A 16,517-nucleotide genomic window follows, 5' to 3' on the forward strand; every position below is an offset into this window, starting at 1 on the left:
CGGGGCTTCAACGACGAAGCTTTATCGGGCAAGTAGAAGGGCTTCCGGTTGTCTCGTCTGAACCTCCAGTACCGCGTCATTTACCGGGTGGAGAAGAACAAGGTTCTTATACAGGTCGAGAAGGTGACTCCCCACGATTACGGGAGGACGTGACATGAGTGATTATCGCAAGGCAAAGAAAAGGGTCGAAGTTTCGGTTGGCGAGTCGGTTCGGATCCTGCGTGAGCTTCAGGAAATGAGCCAGAACGACCTCGCGAATGCTTCCGGCATCCCGCAGTCCACCATTTCGGCCATCGAGAATGACCGTGTACGTCTCGGTGTTGATCGCGCCAAGGTCCTGGCAAGGGCACTGCGCTGCCACCCCGCCGTACTCGTATTCCCGGGCTGGGATGTCGAGCATGAATCGGCCGCATAGCCATCAGGCGGTTCAGAGACATTCAACGTCGGATCCAGTACCCGATCACATGCAGACGCGACGCAGGTCGGGCGGCCCATACACAGACGCGGCCAACGCTTATTGATGGGGCGGATGGTGCTACGGGAAAGATAATGGTGGCCGGGGACGGAATCGAACCGCCGACACGGGGATTTTCAATCCCCTGCTCTACCGACTGAGCTACCCGGCCATACTTCGGGGGGGATTCGTCCTGCGGACGAAGGGCGGTATTAAAGCGGCCCGGCGGCTCCACGTCAAGCGCGCGGGGCCGCCGAAGCGACACAAGCCGCGGAATACCGCGACTCAGGAGGCGTTCGGGTCGACGAAGCCTTCCGGCTTCTCGGAGCCGTCGCCGAACAGGAACTTCTCCATTTCCTCTTCGAGGAACTTGCGCGCCTTGGGGTCGACCGGTGTCAGGCGGTATTCGTTGATCAGCATGGTCTGGTGGTTCAACCAGGCCTGCCAGGCCTCCTTGGACACGTTCAAATAGACCTTCTTGCCCATCTCGCCGGGATAGGGCGGGAAGTCGAGCCCTTCGGCCTCTTTCCCGAGTTTTACGCAGTTAACGGTTCGTGCCATTACCGGAGTCCTTGTCGTCGTGCAGATAACGCTGGATGGGGGCCGGGATGCCGACCGCCCGTGATGTGCCGGGTTTATACCAAATCACCCTGTTGTCTTCCATGATCCCACACGCGCCAGCCGGGAGGTCGAAGGGCCGGATACGCAGATCCAGGCGGTAGTGGCTGAAGCTGTGCTGCAGTCCGTGATCAGTCGCGGCCGGCGCGGCGCCGGGCCACTGGGCGAGTACCCAGTCCTCCAGGGCGTCGGGGGTTTCGGCCTCCGGCAGGCTGTAGAGCCCGCCCCAGATGCCGTCCTGTTCGCGCTGGACGAGGGCGATGCCCTCGGGGGCACGCAGGCAGGCAGCCCAGCGGGTACGGGTGGGCAGGTCGCGGCGCGGCCGGGGCGAAGGCAGCGTGCCGGTCAGGCCCTGCTGCGCGGCGCCGCAGTCCGCGTGCACCGGGCAGGCCGCACAGGCGGGACGGCTGCGGGTGCAGAGCAGGGCGCCCAGATCCATGATCGCCTGGGTGTAGTCGGCGCAGCGGGTTGCGGGGGTTCGCGCTTCGGCCTCGGCCCACAGCTCACGCTGCACGGCCGGGCTGCCGGGCCAGCCGTGGATCGCCGCATGGCGTGCGAGCACCCGCTTGGCGTTGCCGTCCAGGATGGCCTCGGGCGCGTCATGCGCCTGGGCGATGATCGCGGCGGCGGTGGAGCGGCCGATGCCCGGCAGCTGCTCAAGGCCCTCGCGCTCGGCGGGAAAGACGCCACCATGCTCCTCGACCACCACCTGCGCGGCCCGGTGCAGGTTGCGCGCGCGGGCGTAGTAGCCCAGCCCTGACCACTGGTGCAGCACGGCGTCCTGCCGCCCCGCGGCAAGGCTTTGCACGTCAGGGAACTGCTCCATGAAGCGCAGGAAGTAAGGGACGACGGTCTCGACCCGGGTCTGCTGCAGCATGATCTCGGAGACCCACACCCGGTAGGGCGTGCGCGGATGCTGCCACGGCAGGTCCTGGCGACCGTGGTGATCGAACCAGGCGAGCAGCCGCTCGGCGAAGGCGTTCATGGGCGCATCGAATCTGGCGGCACCCGCACCGGAGGCGGGCGCCGCGGGTGATCAGCGATTACGGAAACGATCCAGGAGCCGGTCGGACTCCTCCTCGATACGCTCGCGGGCGCGCTCTTCTTCCTCGTCCAGGCGTTCGCGGACACGATCCTCTTCCTCTTCCACGCGTTCGCGGACCTCATCCTCGTAACGGTCCCGCAGGGCGTCCTCCAGCTCGAGACGGAAGCTCGGATCGGTGAACGTGCCGCTGACGCGGATTGGCAGCGTCACGCCCTGCAGATCGTCGAGTTCCCGGCCGCCCTGGCCCTCCAGGGTACCGACCACGGTGGTGTTCACGAGGTAGTCGAGGCTGTCGTCGTTCAGGTCGGCCTCGCCTTCGCCGCGCACCCGCAACAGGGGCGAGCTGGCCTCCAGGTCCTCGTTGCGTACCACGCCATCGCGGATGTTGAAGCTGCCGGAAAGCTCGCTGAAATCAGTCTGGTTGGGCTCGTCCTCTTCCAGCTGCTCGCCACGCAGGCGCGCCTCGGCCCGGCGGATGACCTGCGCCACGTTGATGCCGCGAACCGCACCATCCTCGAAGCGCATGTTGCCGGAGCCGTTCAGGGAACCCTTCAACTCGCTCAGGAGTTCGCCCCGGGTGGCGATATCCAGCTCCAGGTTGCCAGTTCCCATCAGGCGGGCATCATCGCCCTGGAAGTCCTCCAGCAGGGCCCCGATGTCCAGGCCCTGCAGGTCGGCCGCCAGCTCGTAGCGCGGGGCATCGTGCCGGGCGTCCAGGCGCAGGCGGCTGGTCAGTTCGCCGTCGTAGGCCGCGGCATCCAGGGGCTGGATATTCCAGTCCCCCGCCTCGGCCTGGATCTGCAGCTCGATGTTGCGCAGGACCATGCCCATCACGTCGAGGCGTCCAAGCGCCGCGCTCCCGTCGACATCCACACTGCGCAAGGCCTCCAGCGGCATTTCGATGGCGATATCCTCATCGCCTTCACCTTCGCCTTCACCTTCACCTTCACCGTCGCCGTTTTCGGTGCGGGCCTCTTCCACTTCCGGCGGCAGGTAGCGGTCAAGATTCAGGCTCTCGCCGGAGACATCGAAGGTGATCAGTGGGCGTTCCCCGCGACCATCCCAGCCCGCGGAACCGTTCAGCATGGCGTCATCCACGGTGATCAGGAACGGATCCATGTTCAATGCCTGGAAACTGCCGTTGGCGGACAGGTCGAGGGCAACGCGGCCCAGGGCATCCGGATCGCTGGTTTCGGGGGCGTCCAGACCCAGGTCCGTCAATACGTCTTTGAGGTTGAAGGTGTTGGTGCGCATCTCGCTGCGGATCTTCGGCTGCTCGCCATCCAGTTCGGACAGTTCGGCAAACCCGGTCATGCGCACGCCGGAGACGCCCAGCGTCAGACGCTCCAGGCGCAGGGACATCGCCTCGGCCATCTCCAAGGCGACGTCGGTTTCCAGGGTCATGCCCACGGCGCGCGGCAGCCCGCCACCGTCGAGGCCAAGAGTAGCGTTCAGACGGCGCACGGAATAGCGGTCGTTCAGAAGGTCGAGGTTCATCAACCCGCCCAGGTCGAGTGCGAGCTCCACGGGTTCGGCCAGATCGCCGCCCTCGGCGCGCACGACCGCTTCCAGATCAAGCCGGGTCTCGACACCCGGGCGGAAGCGGCCGACCTGCAGCTCCAACGGTTCGAGGGTGGCCTGCATGCCGGTCTCGCGATCATCCCAGCGCACCCGGGTATTGGTCAGGGAGATCCCGGCCACGTCGATGCGTTGCAGGGCCAGGCGGGTCTCGGTCGTGGTGCGCTCGTCATCGTCCGCACCCACCGCGTCGTCGCGCGCGGCGCCGGCGTGATCCAGCAGGTCATCCCAGTTGTTGCGGCCCTCCTCGTCGCGCGCCAGGTTCAGGCGCACGCCGTCCGCCTGCACGCGCTGGATCTCCAGCTCACGGCGCAGCAGCGGCATCACCGCCACCGCGACATCCACCACGTCGACCTCGGCGAACGGCTCGTCACCAAAGCCCTCGGCATTGCCGAAGCGCACCTCTTCCAGGCGCAGCCCGAGGCTGGGGAACAGGGTCAGGCCGATGGACCCGGAGAGGTCCAGCTCGCGGCCGGTTGCCTCCTGCACCTCGGCCTCGATGCGCTCCTTGTAGTCATTGGCGTCGAAGGTGACCAGCAGGTACGCCGCCACGATAACGACCAGCAGGATCAGTACGACGATCAGGCCCAGCAGGCGCTTGATCCATTTCATTCGGAATCTCCTTTCGGTTCGGCCCGCCAGGTGCCGCTGCGGCCCCCGCGTTTCTCCAGCAGACGAACACCATCAATTTGCATGCCGCGATCCACGGCCTTGCACATGTCGTAGACCGTTAGCAGCGCAGTGGACACGGCGGTCAGCGCCTCCATCTCCACCCCGGTTGGCGCGTGCACCTCGCAGGTGGCCTGCACGCGCACGGCAGTATCTTCCGTCTCCAGTTCCAGGGCCACCCGGGTCAGGCCGATCGGGTGGCACAGCGGGATCAGGTCTCCCGTCTTCTTGGCACCCATGATGCCTGCCACCCGGGCAATACCCAGTACATCCCCCTTGGCATGGCGGCCTTCGCGGATGCGCTGCAGCGTGGCCGCCTGCATGTGGATACGGCCCTCGGCGATCGCCACGCGGTGCGTAACGGACTTTTCGCCGACATCGACCATGTGCGCATGGCCTTCGGCATCGAAGTGAGTGAATTCGTTCATCACGGCTATAATGCTTGACTCGCAGCCATGTTTACAGGGGCCGGAATGACCGTACACGTTCACTATTTCGCGCGACTGCGCGAGGAAGTGGGCCGCCAGGGCGACGAGGCGGAATTGCCCGGGGAAAGCCTGACCGTCGGTGAGCTATGGCGACACCTGCACCAGGAGGCCCCGCCCGAGCGCCTGATGGCCGCGGTGAACCAGGAGCAGGCCAGCCTGGAGACCCTGGTGCGCGATGGCGACGAGATCGCCTACTTCCCGCCGGTGACCGGGGGCTAGGGTGGCGGTCGAGATCCATACCGGCGATTTCGACCCCTGGGAGATCGTCCGCCGAGCCGAACAGGCCATCCCGGCGAACGCGCGCGGGGCGGCCAGCGTTTTTGTCGGCCGCATGCGCGACTTCAACGAAGACAAGGACGTGACCGGACTGTTCCTGGAGCACTATCCGGGGATGACCGAGCGCGAGCTGGAACGCATCGTCGCCGAGGCCGAGGCGCGCTGGCCGCTGCTGGGCTGCCATGTGGCCCACCGCGTGGGCGACGTGCGCCCCGGCGACGCCCTGGTGCTGGTGGCCACCTGGTCCGCGCACCGCGTGGCCGCCCGCGATGCCTGCAGCGACATCCTGGAACGCCTGAAGCACGAGGCCCCGTTCTGGAAGCGCGAGACCCTGGCCGACGGAAGCCACCGCTGGGTGGAGAAGAACACCCCGGGATCCTGAACCCCCGCCGTCCTGTTCGCACCCCTCGCAGGGGCCAGCTAGCTGGCCCCTGCGAAATTATCTGCCGGGGAGTGATCGCGGGCAGGGCGAGGAGCGTCAGCGCAGGGCGAGGTAGAGCGACTGGTTGCCACGGAGCAGCTGCAGATGCAGGGGCTGGTGGGCAGCCAGTTGCTGCGGCAGGTCGGCCAGGCGCCCGATGCGCTGGCGGTTGATCGCGAGCAGCACGTCACCGGGGCGCAGACCCGCGCGGGCCCCGGCGGTGCCGGGTTCCACCGCGACCACCGCCACGTGGCTGCGACCGCCGCGCCCGGCGGTCTCGGATAACCGCACGCCGTCCAGGCGCGGATGCACGGCCGCGCCTTCGATGCGGCGTTCCTCGGGGCGGTCGAGGCGCCCATGGACGCGCTGCTCCGAACCGTCGCGGAGGACATCCAGCTCCACCCCGGAACCCACGCGCAGCAGGCCGAGGCGATTGCGCAGGTCGCTGGCGCTGCGCACCGGCTGATCGTCCACCCGCAGCACGATGTCCCCGTGCAACAGGCCGGCCCGCTCGGCGGCCGAGCCGCGCACCACCCGGGTGATCACCGCGCCCTGCGACACATCCAGCCCGAAGGCCTGGGCCAGCGCCGGGGTCAAGTCCTGCATCTCCACGCCCAGCGCACCACGCTCGACCTGGCCCTCGGCCAGCAGGTGCTCCTGGATCTGGCGAGCCATGTTGGCGGGGATGGCGAAGCCGATACCGATGTTGCCGCCACCCCGGGCGAGGAGTGCGGTGTTGATACCGACCAGCTCGCCGCGCAGATTGACCAGCGCCCCGCCCGAATTGCCGGGGTTGATGGAGGCATCGGTCTGGATGAAGTCCTCGAAGCCGGCGCCACCGATACCGCTGCGACCGAGGGCACTGACAATACCGCTGGTCACCGTCTGACCCAGACCGAACGGGTTCCCGATGGCGACCACGAAGTCGCCGACGCGCAGGGCGTCGGAATCCGCCAGCGGGATCGCCTGCAGGTCGTCCGCGTCGATTCGGATCACGGCGACGTCGGTGGCCGGGTCGGCACCCACCACCTCGGCCTCGTACTGGCGCCCGTCATGGAGCGTAACCAGGATGGTGTCGGCACGCGCGATCACGTGGCTGTTGGTGAGAATGGTGCCGGCATCGGCATCCACGATGACGCCGGAGCCCAGGCCCTGGCGCTCGCGTTCGCGCTCGGGGACATCGAAGAAACGGCGGAAAAAGGGATCGTCGAACAGCGGGCTGGCCGACTCCACCACCCGCGCGCGGGTGGCGATATTCACCACACCGGGGATGGTGCGCTCGAGCATCGGCGCCAGCGAGGGCAGGGGCTGGCCATCCACCGCAGCCGGGAGCTGGGCGGTGGCCGGCGCGGCCTCAAGCACGGCCATGGCCAGGATCAGCAGGGGAATCAGCCGACGCATGGGCGCGCCTCGAGTTGAACGCGACGATCAGGGCGTCAGATCGGCGCGCGGGGCGAAGGAAGACTGCTCGGCCATCTTGCGATACCAGTCACCGGCCTCGTCCTCCGGCGGCACCTGGACCATCAGCTTCAGGTAGAGATCGCCCGGCGGCTTGCCCGGAAGGCCCTTGCCCTTCAGCCGCATCTGCTTGCCCGACTGCGAACCGGACGGGATCTTCAGGTTCACCCAGCCGTGCGGGGTAGGGACCTCGATAGTCGCGCCCAGCGCGGCCTCCCAGGGCGTGATCGGGATCTCGCGGTAGAGATTGCGCCCGTCCAGGGTGTAGCGACTGTCCGGCTTGACCCGGATCTCCAGCAGCAGGTCACCGGCACCGCCACTGCCGACCCCCGGGTCACCCTGGCCGCGCACGCGCAGGCGCGAGCCGTCCTTGGCCCCGGCCGGGATGCGTACGCGCTGCACTCGGCCATCGGCGTCGCTGACCGAGACCTCGGTGCCCTTGAGCGCCTGGTCCAGGGTGATCTCCACGCGACCCTCGCGGTCGGCACCGCGCATGTTGAAGCCGGCACCGCCCGCGCGGCGGCGCCCGCCGCCCATGCCGCCACCGCCGAAGATCGAGTCGAAAAAATCCGAAAAGCCGCCGAAGTCGGCCCCGGCCCCGGCGCCCCCGCGGGCACCGCGGTGCTGGGTCGAGCCGTCCCAGCCGGGCGGCGGCCGGAAGTCCTGCCCCTGGCGCCAGTTGGAGCCCAGCTGGTCGTAGGCCTTGCGCTTTTCCGGGTCGCCCAGGGCCTCGTAGGCCTCGTTGACCTCCTTGATGCGGGTCTCGGCGTCCGGGTCCTTGCTGACATCCGGATGGTACTTGCGTGCCAGCTTGCGGTAGGCCTTCTTGATCTCGTCCTGGCTGGCGTCGCGGCTCACACCGAGGATCTTGTAGTAATCCTTGTATTCCATTGCGTTCCTCGAGCGGTTGCGGCTGCGTCCTCGGGTGACACCCGAATCCCGCCAGTGGTCATGATAGCCGGGATGCGGCTGTCACCCGGCAAGACGCGCGAAGGCGCCTTCCCGAGCCGTAAAAAACGGGGCGCTACCGCGGGCAGAACCCGGGGCAGCGCCCATGGCGGCGCGCGCCGCGGGGATCCGCGACGCGCGGCGGGAGGCCGGATCAGTTCTCGATCTCGATCCGGCGCGGCTGCACGCGGGCCTGCTTCGGAATGCGGACTTCCAGCACGCCATTCTCGCTGCGCGCGGAGATGTTGTCGGCGTCCGCCGTGTCGGGCAGCGAGAAGCGGCGGAAGAAGCTGCCACGCACGCGCTCGATGCGCTTGTAGCCGTTCTTCTCTTCCTCGCTGTCGTGCTTGCGCTCGCCGCGCAGGGTCAGCACGCCGCTCTCCATGTGCAACTCGATATCCTTCGGGTCTACCCCGGGGATGTCGGCATGCAGCACGTAGGCATCGGTCTCTTCGCGGATATCCACCGCGGGGGCCCAGTCGGAGGTCGCGGCAGAGTCCTCGGTGCCGGGCATGTCCGGCATGCGACCGAGTTCACGCGACAGTTGACCAAGCAGGCTGAACGGTTCGTAACGGGTCATGGTCATGGCTTCCCCTCCTTAGTGTGGGTGTCATCTGACTCACCCTTAGAGATAGGGACACATCCCGCGTTTTCAAGGGTCTGAGGGGGACGCCCGTCATAGCAGGCGGCGAAACTCCCGCAGCTTGTAGTCGTCGTCGGTGATCAGCTCGAACACGCCATGCACACCGCGCTGATCCAGGTGGCTGCGCAACAGCCGCGCGGGGAATTGCACGCTCTCGCCACTGTCGGCCTGCGCGAAGACCACCGCGGCGCGGCCGGTGTAGTAGTCCTCCATCTCGTGGCGCGAGATCGCCAGGCGCAAGCGGAAACGGCGCATCGGCTATTCCAGGTTCTGCACCTGCTCGCGCAGCTGCTCGATCAGGACCTTCATCTCCACCGTGGCGCGGGTGATCTCGAGGTCATGCGATTTCGACGAGATGGTATTGGCTTCGCGGTTGAACTCCTGCATCAGGAAGTCGAGCCGCCGGCCACTGGATCCGCCCTGGTCCAGGATCTCGTGCACGGCGGCCGCGTGACCCTCGATGCGGTCCAGCTCCTCGGCAATATCCATGCGCTGGGCCAGCAGCGCGACCTCCTGCTCCAGGCGCTTCGGGTCCAGGTTCAGATCCAGTTCGTGGATACGGGCAAGGATGCGGCTGCGCTGGTCGTCCAGCATTGGCTGGCGCCGCGCGCGGATCGAGCGGGCGTGCCCGGCCAGCGCGTCCAGGCGCGTGCGCATGCCATCGGCCAGGGCCGCGCCCTCGGTCGCGCGCATCCCGACCAGGGCCTCCAGGGCGCGGTCGAAGCCGGCGAGCAAGGGGGCGGCAAGGGTTTCGCCGACATCCGCGGTGTCCTGCAGCACCCCAGGCCAGCGCAGCACGTCCAGCGGCGAGACCGGCGCCGGGTTCGCCATCATGCGTTCAATGGAAGCGCAGGCACCGATCAGGGCCTGCGCCCGCGCCTGATCGAAGGCATCCGGCGCGTTGTCGGCCTGGCCACGGTCGCGCAGGACGGCATCGACCTTGCCGCGCGCCAGCCGTGCCTTGAGGCGGCTGCGCACCTCGGCCTCCAGCGAGCGCAGGTGGTCCGGGAGGTGGATGCGCAGCTCCAGATAACGGTGATTGACGCTCTTGAGCTCCCAATCGAACACGCCCGCGTCCAGCGTCATGGCGTGCCGGGAAAACCCGGTCATGCTGGTAATCATGCTTCCCCCCGTTGCGGCCCCTGCTGCGTATGGCGGTGACGGCCCGTATACTGCGCTCCTTTCAAATCTAGCAAGGATCACAGCATGCGACCCAGTGGCCGAGCAGCCGACGCGATGCGCCCCGTGCGTTTTACCCGCCATTTCACCCGGCACGCGGAGGGTTCCGTACTGGTGGAATTCGGGGACACCCGCGTGCTGTGCAACGCCACGGTGGAGTCGCGGGTGCCGCCGTGGCTGAAGAACAAGGGCCGCGGCTGGGTGACGGCCGAGTACAGCATGCTGCCGCGCTCCACCCACGACCGCATGGTTCGCGAGGCCGCCCGCGGCAAGCTGGGTGGCCGCACTATGGAGATCCAGCGCCTGATCGGCCGCTCGCTGCGCGCGGTGGTGGACCTGGAGGCCCTGGGCGAACGCCAGATCATCGTCGACTGCGACGTGATCCAGGCCGATGGCGGCACCCGGACCGCCTCCATCAGCGGGGCCTATGTCGCGCTGTACGACGCCATCCGCAAGGCCCGCGAGCAGGGCCTGATCCGCAAGGACCCACTGCACGGTCAGGTGGCAGCGATCTCGGTGGGCATCTTCGGCGGCGAGCCGGTGCTGGACCTGGATTACGACGAGGACTCGCAGGCCGAGACCGACCTGAACCTGGTGATGAACGAGGCCGGCGGCGTGATCGAGATCCAGGGCACCGCCGAGGGCCACGCCTTCCGCCGCGACGAGCTGGACCAGATGCTGGACCTGGGCGAGAAGGGCATCCAGGAGATCTGCGATGCCCAGCGCGCCGTGCTGGCCGGGGGCTGAGCCATGGGCGAGGCTCGCCGCGTCGTTCTTGCTACCGGCAACCCCGGGAAGCTGCGCGAGATCCGTGCCCTGCTGGAACCGCTGGGGCTGACAATCGAGGCGCAGTCGGAGCACGCCGTGCCCGAGGCCGAGGAGACCGGCCTGACCTTTGTGGAGAACGCCATCCTGAAGGCGCGCAATGCCGCCCGGCACACCGGGCTGCCGGCGATTGCCGACGACTCCGGGCTGGAGGTGGATGCCCTGCGCGGCCAGCCGGGAATCTACTCCGCGCGCTATGCCGGTGGCGCTGCCGACGACGCGGCCAACAATGCCAAGCTGCTGGAGGCGCTGGCCGGCATCCCGCCGGAGCACCGCGGTGCGCGCTTCCGTGCGGTCGTGGTGTATCTGGAACACGCGGAGGACCCGGCACCGGTTATCGCCGAGGGCGTGTGGCCCGGACGGATCACGGAGCAGGCCAGCGGTGCCGAAGGCTTTGGATACGACCCGCTGTTCTTCGTGCCGGAGGAGGGCTGCACCTCGGCGGAGCTGCCCCCGGAGACCAAGAACCGTCTGAGCCACCGTGGCCAGGCCCTGCAACAGCTCGTGGCCAGCCTGCGCCACCGCATGGGCAACCCGACGGCCTGAAATCCACCGGCCCGGTCCGGCGCCGGGGCCCATCCAGGGAGATCGCCATGCGCCTGCGGCGCTCGCGAGAACGGTGCTTTGGTCGCCGACGTCGGAGGCTGCAATGGCGGGACTGGGTGCTTTCGACGCCACCCGGAGGCTCGCCTATGCTCCGCACATGAACCCCGCGCTGACCCATCCGCCGCCACTGGCGCTGTACGTGCACCTGCCCTGGTGCGTGCGCAAGTGCCCGTATTGCGACTTCAACTCGCACGAGCCCCGGGGCGAGGCGCCGTTCGACGACTACGTGGCGGCGCTGCTGAGTGACCTGGAAGGCCAGCTGCCGGACGTCTGGGGGCGGCGCCTGGAGAGCGTGTTCATCGGCGGCGGCACGCCCAGCCTGTTCCCGCCGGAGGCCATGGATGCGCTGCTCTCCGGGCTGCGCGCCCGGCTGCCGCTGCGCCCGGACTGCGAGGTCACCCTGGAGGCCAACCCCGGCACCGCCGATCGCGCCTACTTTCGCGGCTACCGCGAAGCGGGGGTCAACCGGCTGTCACTGGGGATCCAGAGCTTCGACGACGCGATGCTCGCGCGCCTTGGCCGCATCCACGGGGCGGCCGAGGCGCACAGCGCGGTGGAACACGCCCGCGCCGCCGGCTTCGAAGTGATCAACCTGGACCTGATGTTCGGCCTGCCGGGGCAGTCGGTCACGGCCGGGCTCGCGGACCTGAAGGCGGCGATCGAGCAGGATCCAGGGCACATCTCCTGGTATCAACTGACCCTGGAGCCGAACACGCTATTCGCCGCGCGGCCGCCCGAACTGCCGGAGGACGCCATGATCGAGGAGCTGTTTGCACGGGGTCAGTCCGATCTGGCGGCGGCTGGCTATACTCGGTACGAGGTATCCGCCTATGCACGCGCGGGGCAGGCTTGTCGGCACAATCGCAATTACTGGACCTTCGGCGATTATGTCGGTATCGGCGCCGGGGCCCACGGCAAGCTGACACAGGTGCACGAGGGCACGATCCTGCGCCGGATGAAGCGGCGTCAGCCCGAGGCCTATCTGGCTGCGCCCCGGCAGCACGAGGACCAGGCGGTGGCGCCGGCGGAGCGGCCCTTCGAGTTCCTGCTGAACGCGCTGCGCCTGGTAGACGGAGTGGAGGCCGCGAGCTTCGAGGCGCGCTGTGGCCTGCCCCTGACGGCGCTGGAACCGGCGCTTTCCGGGCTGCGCGCAGAGGGACTGCTGGTGACCGATGCGGGACGCCTGCAGGCCACGGAACGGGGCCTGGCATTTCTCAATGACGTGCTGGAACGTTTTCTTCCGGAAGGGACTCCGCAGGACTCGATCGCCACGCCGATAGCCTGGCCCGCGGGCCCGGAGGAGGGTCGATGATGCGTCCCGTCGAGTTTGTCGGTTTTGCCTGCCCCTGGTGCGGCGAGCCCGGCGAGACCACGGTGGACATGGTCAGCAATGACCGCGAATGGATCGAGGACTGCGCGGTGTGCTGTGCCCCCATCGTGTTTCGCCGCGAGGATGCCGGTGACGAGGAGATCCCGCGCATCGCCGCACGACGGGAGGGCGAGTGAGTTCGGCGCCGCCGTACACCCCGATCACCTGCGAGCGCTACTCCGAGCTGGAGCTGGCGATCGTGCGCGGACAGTTCCTGCGCACGCACTGGCGGCGCGGGGCGATGGACCGGATCGCGATCGTGCGGCCACTGGACCTGCGCACCCGGCGCGGCGCCGAGTACCTGATCCTGCGCGACACGGCGGGCCGCCGGCAGTGGTGGCGCCTGGACCGGCTGATCAGCTTCGAGCCGGTCCCGGGCTAAAGCCCGCCGCAGTCAACACGCCCGCGGACGCGGAGAAAACCTATTTACAGGAAGATCGGAAGACTGGAAACATGCCAGTGCAGTCGGCGTTTCCTGTGGTTCCGAACCCTCTTTTGCAGTCCCGAACCTTCGGTTCTTCCAGCCTTCCTGTGAACCGGTTTTCTCCGCGGTCCCGACGGCACAGGCCACCGGGCGCGAAGCGTGAAACGTCAGGCTGGGAGGCGCCGGGTCAGCTGCGCTTCATCTGGTCGAAGAACTCGGAATTGGTCTTGGACGACTGCATGCGGCCAAGCAGGAATTCCATGGCCTCGATGTCGTCCATGCCGTGCAGGAACTTGCGCAGGATCCAGAGCTTTTGCAGCTCGTCCGGCGCGGTAAGCAGTTCCTCGCGACGGGTACCGGAACGGTTGACGTTGATCGCTGGGTAGATGCGCTTCTCCGCGATGCGCCGCTCCAGGTGGATCTCCATGTTGCCGGTGCCCTTGAATTCCTCGTAGATGACCTCGTCCATCTTGGAACCGGTCTCGACCAGCGCGGTGGCGAGGATGGTCAGGCTGCCACCCTCTTCCACGTTGCGCGCGGCGCCGAAGAACCGCTTCGGGCGGTGCAGCGCATTGGCATCCACGCCACCGGTGAGCACCTTGCCGGAGCTCGGGGCCACAGTGTTGTAGGCACGTGCAAGGCGGGTGATGGAGTCCAGCAGGATGACCACGTCACGCTTGTGCTCGACCAGGCGCTTGGCCTTCTCGATCACCATCTCGGCGACCTGCACATGGCGCTGGGCCGGCTCGTCGAAGGTGGAGGAGACCACCTCGCCCTGGACCATCCGGTCCATCTCGGTCACCTCCTCGGGGCGCTCGTCGATCAGCAGCACGATCAGGTAGCACTCGGGATAGTTGCCGGCGATGCTCTGGGCGATGTTCTGCAGCATCAGCGTCTTGCCCGCCTTGGGCGGGGAGACGATCAGCCCGCGCTGACCCTTGCCGAACGGCGCAACGATGTCGATCACGCGGGCAGTGATGTCCTCGGTGGAACCGTTACCACGCTCCATGCGCATGCGTTCGTTGGCATGCAGCGGGGTCAGGTTCTCGAACAGCACCTTGTGCTTGGCGTTCTCCGGCGGCTCGAAGTTGATCTCCGAGACCTTCAACAGCGCGAAGTAGCGCTCGTTGTCCTTGGGTGGGCGGATCTTGCCGGAGATGGTGTCGCCGGTACGCAAGCCGAAACGGCGGATCTGGCTGGGCGAGACATAGACGTCGTCCGGTCCGGCCTGATAGGAGCTGTCGGCACTGCGGAGAAAGCCGAAGCCGTCGGAGAGGATTTCGAGAACGCCGTCGCCGTAGATGGCCTCGCCACTCTTCGCGTGGGCCTTGAGCAGGGCAAAGATGATCTCCTGCTTGCGCGCGCGGGACATGTTCTCGATGCCCTTTTCTTCGGCGAAGGCCACGAGATCGGCAGCGGACATCCGCTTCAATTCGGTCAGATTCATGCGTGGGATGCTGTGTTCAACGTGGATGATCGGCGACCGGGGGTGGTCACACGGATTGACTGGAAGGAGGCAGGGAATGGCCAGGCGGCCACTCGAACCCGGACGATGGTAAGCGAGGCAGCGGCCCGGGGCAAGCCCGGTGAAGCCGTGCATCTGCAGGGCCTGGCGGTCACCCGCCAGGCCCTGGGGTTACAGGTGCTGGTCCAGGAACGCGGTCAGTTGCGACTTGGACAGGGCACCGACCTTGGTGGCCTCGACATCGCCGCCCTTGAACAGCATGAGCGTCGGGATCCCGCGGATGCCGTATTTCGGCGGCGTGGACGGGTTCTCGTCGATGTTCAGCTTGGCGACCTTCACCTTCCCGGCGTATTCTTCGGCGATTTCGTCCAGAATGGGCGCGATCATCTTGCAGGGGCCGCACCATTCGGCCCAGTAGTCCACCAGGACCGGCTGATCGGCCTTCAGGACGTCCTCGTCGAAACCGGCGTCCGATGTGTACACAATTTTGTCGCTCACTCCGAGCCCTCATGACTTGGGTTGGGGGAACAGCCCGCACCGCCGGCTGCACGGCCCTTACTATCGACGATGATCGCCGGGCAGTTCAAGTAACACGCAGGACCGAGGAATCCCATGACCGAAACCGCGCAGGACACGACCCGCTTCGACCAGCTCGATCTGCCCGAACCCGTCCAGGCGGGCATCCGTGCGACCGGCTTCGAGACCTGCACCCCGATCCAGGCACAGACGCTGCCGATCGCCCTGGCCGGGCGTGATGTCGCCGGCCAGGCCCAGACCGGGACCGGCAAGACCGCGGCCTTCCTCATCGCGACCTTCAACCGCCTGCTGCGCCAGCAACCCTCGGCCAGCCGCCGACCCACCGATGTGCGCGCTCTGATCCTGGCCCCGACCCGCGAGCTGGCGATCCAGATCCACAGGGATGCCGCGTCGCTGGGTGCCGAAACCGGGCTCAAGCTCGCGCTCGCCTACGGCGGTACCGGCTACGACACCCAGCGCGAACAGCTGGAGGCCGGGGCCGACATACTGATCGGCACGCCGGGGCGCATCATCGACTACTTCAAGCAGAAGGTCTTCGGCCTCAAGCACACCGAGGTGGTGGTACTGGACGAGGCCGACCGCATGTTCGATCTCGGCTTCATCAAGGATGTGCGCTTCCTGATGCGCCGCTGCGCACCGGCCAGCGAGCGCCTGTCCATGCTGTTCTCGGCCACGCTGTCCTACCGCGTGATGGAACTGGCGTTCGAACACATGAACAACCCGGAGAAGGTCCAGGTCGAGACCGAGACCCTGACCGCCGACCGCGTGCGCCAGTCGATCTACTACCCGGCCAACGACGAGAAGATCCCCCTGCTTCTGGGTCTCGCACGTGACCTCGAGCCGGAGCGCGCCATCGTGTTCGTGAACACCAAGCACGGCGCCGAGAAGGTCTGCGACTGGCTGAACGCGAACGACCAGAAGGCCGCACTGCTGTCGGGTGACGTGCCACAGAACAAGCGCCAGAAACTGCTGGAACACTTCTCCGCCGGGGAATACCGGTTCCTGGTGGCCACCGACGTGGCCGCCCGCGGGCTGCACATCCCGGCCGTCACCCATGTCTTCAACTTCGACCTGCCGCAGTCCGGCGAGGACTACGTGCACCGCATCGGGCGCACCGCCCGCGCCGGTGCCGAGGGCGACGCGATCAGCTTTGGCTGCGAGGACTCGGCCTTCTACCTGCCGGACATCGAGAGCTACCTGGGCGAACGCATTCCTACCGCGAGCGTGGACCCGGCGCGGCTGTTCCAGGATGCGGTAAAGCCGAAGCCGCGCCCGCGCAAGCCGCGCGACGACCGTCGCGGCGGTGGCCGGGGCGGCCCGCGCGCGGGCGGGCGGCCGCAACACGGTGGCCGACCGGGGGGCAACCGGAACTGAGCATCGGGGGAAGAAAGATGGTGCCGGCGAGAGGAGTCGAACCTCCGACCTATCGATTACGAATCGATTGCTCTACCAACTGAGCTACACCGGCGAAGCCCGACATGATAGCGGGGGCCGGGACCGACCACAATCCGGCT

Annotated in this window: 20 protein-coding genes, 2 tRNA genes and 1 pseudogene; 10 read left to right on the top strand and 13 right to left on the bottom strand. The window is 67.4% G+C overall.

The window, feature by feature from the left end; translation table 11 throughout:
* Window positions 1-153 (top strand): annotated as a pseudogene (locus tag ACESLR_RS09670) (type II toxin-antitoxin system mRNA interferase toxin, RelE/StbE family); the annotation flags it as partial.
* Window position 154: 1 nt separating this feature from the next.
* Entirely contained in the window at window positions 155-415 is a 261-nt protein-coding gene (locus ACESLR_RS09675) for a helix-turn-helix domain-containing protein (RefSeq protein WP_018863440.1), read from the top strand.
* Between the two features lie 135 nt (window positions 416-550).
* Here ACESLR_RS09675 and ACESLR_RS09680 read toward each other — a convergent pair.
* The 5 genes from ACESLR_RS09680 to moaC all read right to left on the bottom strand — a co-directional run bounded on the left by ACESLR_RS09680 (window position 551) and on the right by moaC (window position 4,792).
* Window positions 551-626: transfer RNA gene (locus ACESLR_RS09680), tRNA-Phe, on the bottom strand.
* A 113-nt stretch (window positions 627-739) separates the two neighbouring features.
* Window positions 740-1,015, bottom strand: coding sequence for an oxidative damage protection protein (locus ACESLR_RS09685; RefSeq protein ID WP_373025705.1), 276 nt, complete (start codon window positions 1,013-1,015; stop codon window positions 740-742).
* Window positions 999-2,057, bottom strand: coding sequence for an A/G-specific adenine glycosylase (gene mutY, locus ACESLR_RS09690; protein WP_373025704.1), 1,059 nt, complete (start codon window positions 2,055-2,057; stop codon window positions 999-1,001). Before mutY ends, ACESLR_RS09685 begins: the two co-directional genes overlap by 17 nt.
* Window positions 2,058-2,108: 51 nt before the next feature.
* Entirely contained in the window at window positions 2,109-4,307 is a 2,199-nt protein-coding gene (locus ACESLR_RS09695) for an AsmA family protein (RefSeq protein ID WP_373025703.1), read from the bottom strand.
* Entirely contained in the window at window positions 4,304-4,792 is a 489-nt protein-coding gene (gene moaC, locus ACESLR_RS09700) for a cyclic pyranopterin monophosphate synthase MoaC (RefSeq protein ID WP_373025702.1), read from the bottom strand. The genes ACESLR_RS09695 and moaC overlap by 4 nt, the downstream gene beginning before the upstream one ends.
* A gap of 45 nt (window positions 4,793-4,837) precedes the next feature.
* On the opposite strand from moaC, the gene moaD reads away from it, so the two are divergent.
* A complete protein-coding gene (moaD, locus tag ACESLR_RS09705) occupies window positions 4,838-5,071 on the top strand; it encodes a molybdopterin converting factor subunit 1 (RefSeq protein ID WP_373025700.1) in 234 nt (77 codons plus the stop codon).
* A gap of 1 nt (window position 5,072) precedes the next feature.
* A complete protein-coding gene (locus ACESLR_RS09710) occupies window positions 5,073-5,510 on the top strand; it encodes a molybdenum cofactor biosynthesis protein MoaE (RefSeq protein ID WP_373025699.1) in 438 nt (145 codons plus the stop codon).
* A gap of 96 nt (window positions 5,511-5,606) precedes the next feature.
* Here the strand turns inward: ACESLR_RS09710 and ACESLR_RS09715 are convergent, their stop codons facing one another.
* The 5 genes from ACESLR_RS09715 to ACESLR_RS09735 all read right to left on the bottom strand — a co-directional run bounded on the left by ACESLR_RS09715 (window position 5,607) and on the right by ACESLR_RS09735 (window position 9,720).
* A complete protein-coding gene (locus ACESLR_RS09715; RefSeq protein ID WP_373025698.1) occupies window positions 5,607-6,950 on the bottom strand; it encodes a Do family serine endopeptidase in 1,344 nt (447 codons plus the stop codon).
* 27 nt (window positions 6,951-6,977) lie between these two features.
* The gene (locus ACESLR_RS09720; RefSeq protein ID WP_373025696.1) at window positions 6,978-7,898 is read right to left on the bottom strand and encodes a DnaJ C-terminal domain-containing protein; all 921 of its coding nucleotides are present in this window, start codon (window positions 7,896-7,898) and stop codon (window positions 6,978-6,980) included.
* Between the two features lie 211 nt (window positions 7,899-8,109).
* Entirely contained in the window at window positions 8,110-8,541 is a 432-nt protein-coding gene (locus ACESLR_RS09725; protein WP_373025694.1) for an Hsp20/alpha crystallin family protein, read from the bottom strand.
* A 90-nt stretch (window positions 8,542-8,631) separates the two neighbouring features.
* Window positions 8,632-8,853, bottom strand: a complete 222-nt coding sequence (locus ACESLR_RS09730) for a DUF2835 family protein (protein WP_373025692.1) — start codon at window positions 8,851-8,853, stop codon at window positions 8,632-8,634.
* A 3-nt stretch (window positions 8,854-8,856) separates the two neighbouring features.
* Entirely contained in the window at window positions 8,857-9,720 is an 864-nt protein-coding gene (locus tag ACESLR_RS09735; RefSeq protein WP_373025690.1) for a YicC/YloC family endoribonuclease, read from the bottom strand.
* A gap of 84 nt (window positions 9,721-9,804) precedes the next feature.
* Here ACESLR_RS09735 and rph point away from each other — a divergent pair, with 84 nt between their 5' ends.
* The 5 genes from rph (at window position 9,805) to ACESLR_RS09760 (ending at window position 12,959) form a co-directional block, all read left to right on the top strand.
* Entirely contained in the window at window positions 9,805-10,524 is a 720-nt protein-coding gene (gene rph / locus ACESLR_RS09740; protein WP_373025689.1) for a ribonuclease PH, read from the top strand.
* A gap of 3 nt (window positions 10,525-10,527) precedes the next feature.
* On the top strand, window positions 10,528-11,148 hold the full coding sequence (rdgB, locus tag ACESLR_RS09745) for an RdgB/HAM1 family non-canonical purine NTP pyrophosphatase (protein WP_373025688.1): 621 nt from the start codon (window positions 10,528-10,530) through the stop codon (window positions 11,146-11,148).
* Window positions 11,149-11,251: 103 nt separating this feature from the next.
* Entirely contained in the window at window positions 11,252-12,520 is a 1,269-nt protein-coding gene (hemW, locus tag ACESLR_RS09750; RefSeq protein ID WP_373025686.1) for a radical SAM family heme chaperone HemW, read from the top strand.
* Window positions 12,520-12,714, top strand: a complete 195-nt coding sequence (locus ACESLR_RS09755) for a CPXCG motif-containing cysteine-rich protein (protein ID WP_373025707.1) — start codon at window positions 12,520-12,522, stop codon at window positions 12,712-12,714. Before hemW ends, ACESLR_RS09755 begins: the two co-directional genes overlap by 1 nt.
* The gene (locus ACESLR_RS09760) at window positions 12,711-12,959 is read left to right on the top strand and encodes a transcriptional antiterminator, Rof (protein WP_373025684.1); all 249 of its coding nucleotides are present in this window, start codon (window positions 12,711-12,713) and stop codon (window positions 12,957-12,959) included. The genes ACESLR_RS09755 and ACESLR_RS09760 overlap by 4 nt, the downstream gene beginning before the upstream one ends.
* 229 nt (window positions 12,960-13,188) lie before the next feature.
* Here ACESLR_RS09760 and rho read toward each other — a convergent pair whose 3' ends face one another.
* Window positions 13,189-14,448, bottom strand: coding sequence for a transcription termination factor Rho (gene rho / locus ACESLR_RS09765; RefSeq protein ID WP_024326619.1), 1,260 nt, complete (start codon window positions 14,446-14,448; stop codon window positions 13,189-13,191).
* Window positions 14,449-14,637: 189 nt separating this feature from the next.
* Window positions 14,638-14,964, bottom strand: a complete 327-nt coding sequence (trxA, locus tag ACESLR_RS09770; protein ID WP_017941468.1) for a thioredoxin TrxA — start codon at window positions 14,962-14,964, stop codon at window positions 14,638-14,640.
* A 114-nt stretch (window positions 14,965-15,078) separates the two neighbouring features.
* Here trxA and ACESLR_RS09775 point away from each other — a divergent pair, with 114 nt between their 5' ends.
* Window positions 15,079-16,377, top strand: coding sequence for a DEAD/DEAH box helicase (locus ACESLR_RS09775; protein ID WP_373067110.1), 1,299 nt, complete (start codon window positions 15,079-15,081; stop codon window positions 16,375-16,377).
* An 18-nt stretch (window positions 16,378-16,395) separates the two neighbouring features.
* Here the strand turns inward: ACESLR_RS09775 and ACESLR_RS09780 are convergent.
* Window positions 16,396-16,471 (bottom strand) — tRNA-Thr (locus ACESLR_RS09780).
* Window positions 16,472-16,517 lie beyond the last annotated feature (46 nt).

It is taken from the genome of Thioalkalivibrio sp. (assembly GCF_041685615.1).
Taxonomy (GTDB): Bacteria; Pseudomonadota; Gammaproteobacteria; order Ectothiorhodospirales; family Ectothiorhodospiraceae; genus Thioalkalivibrio.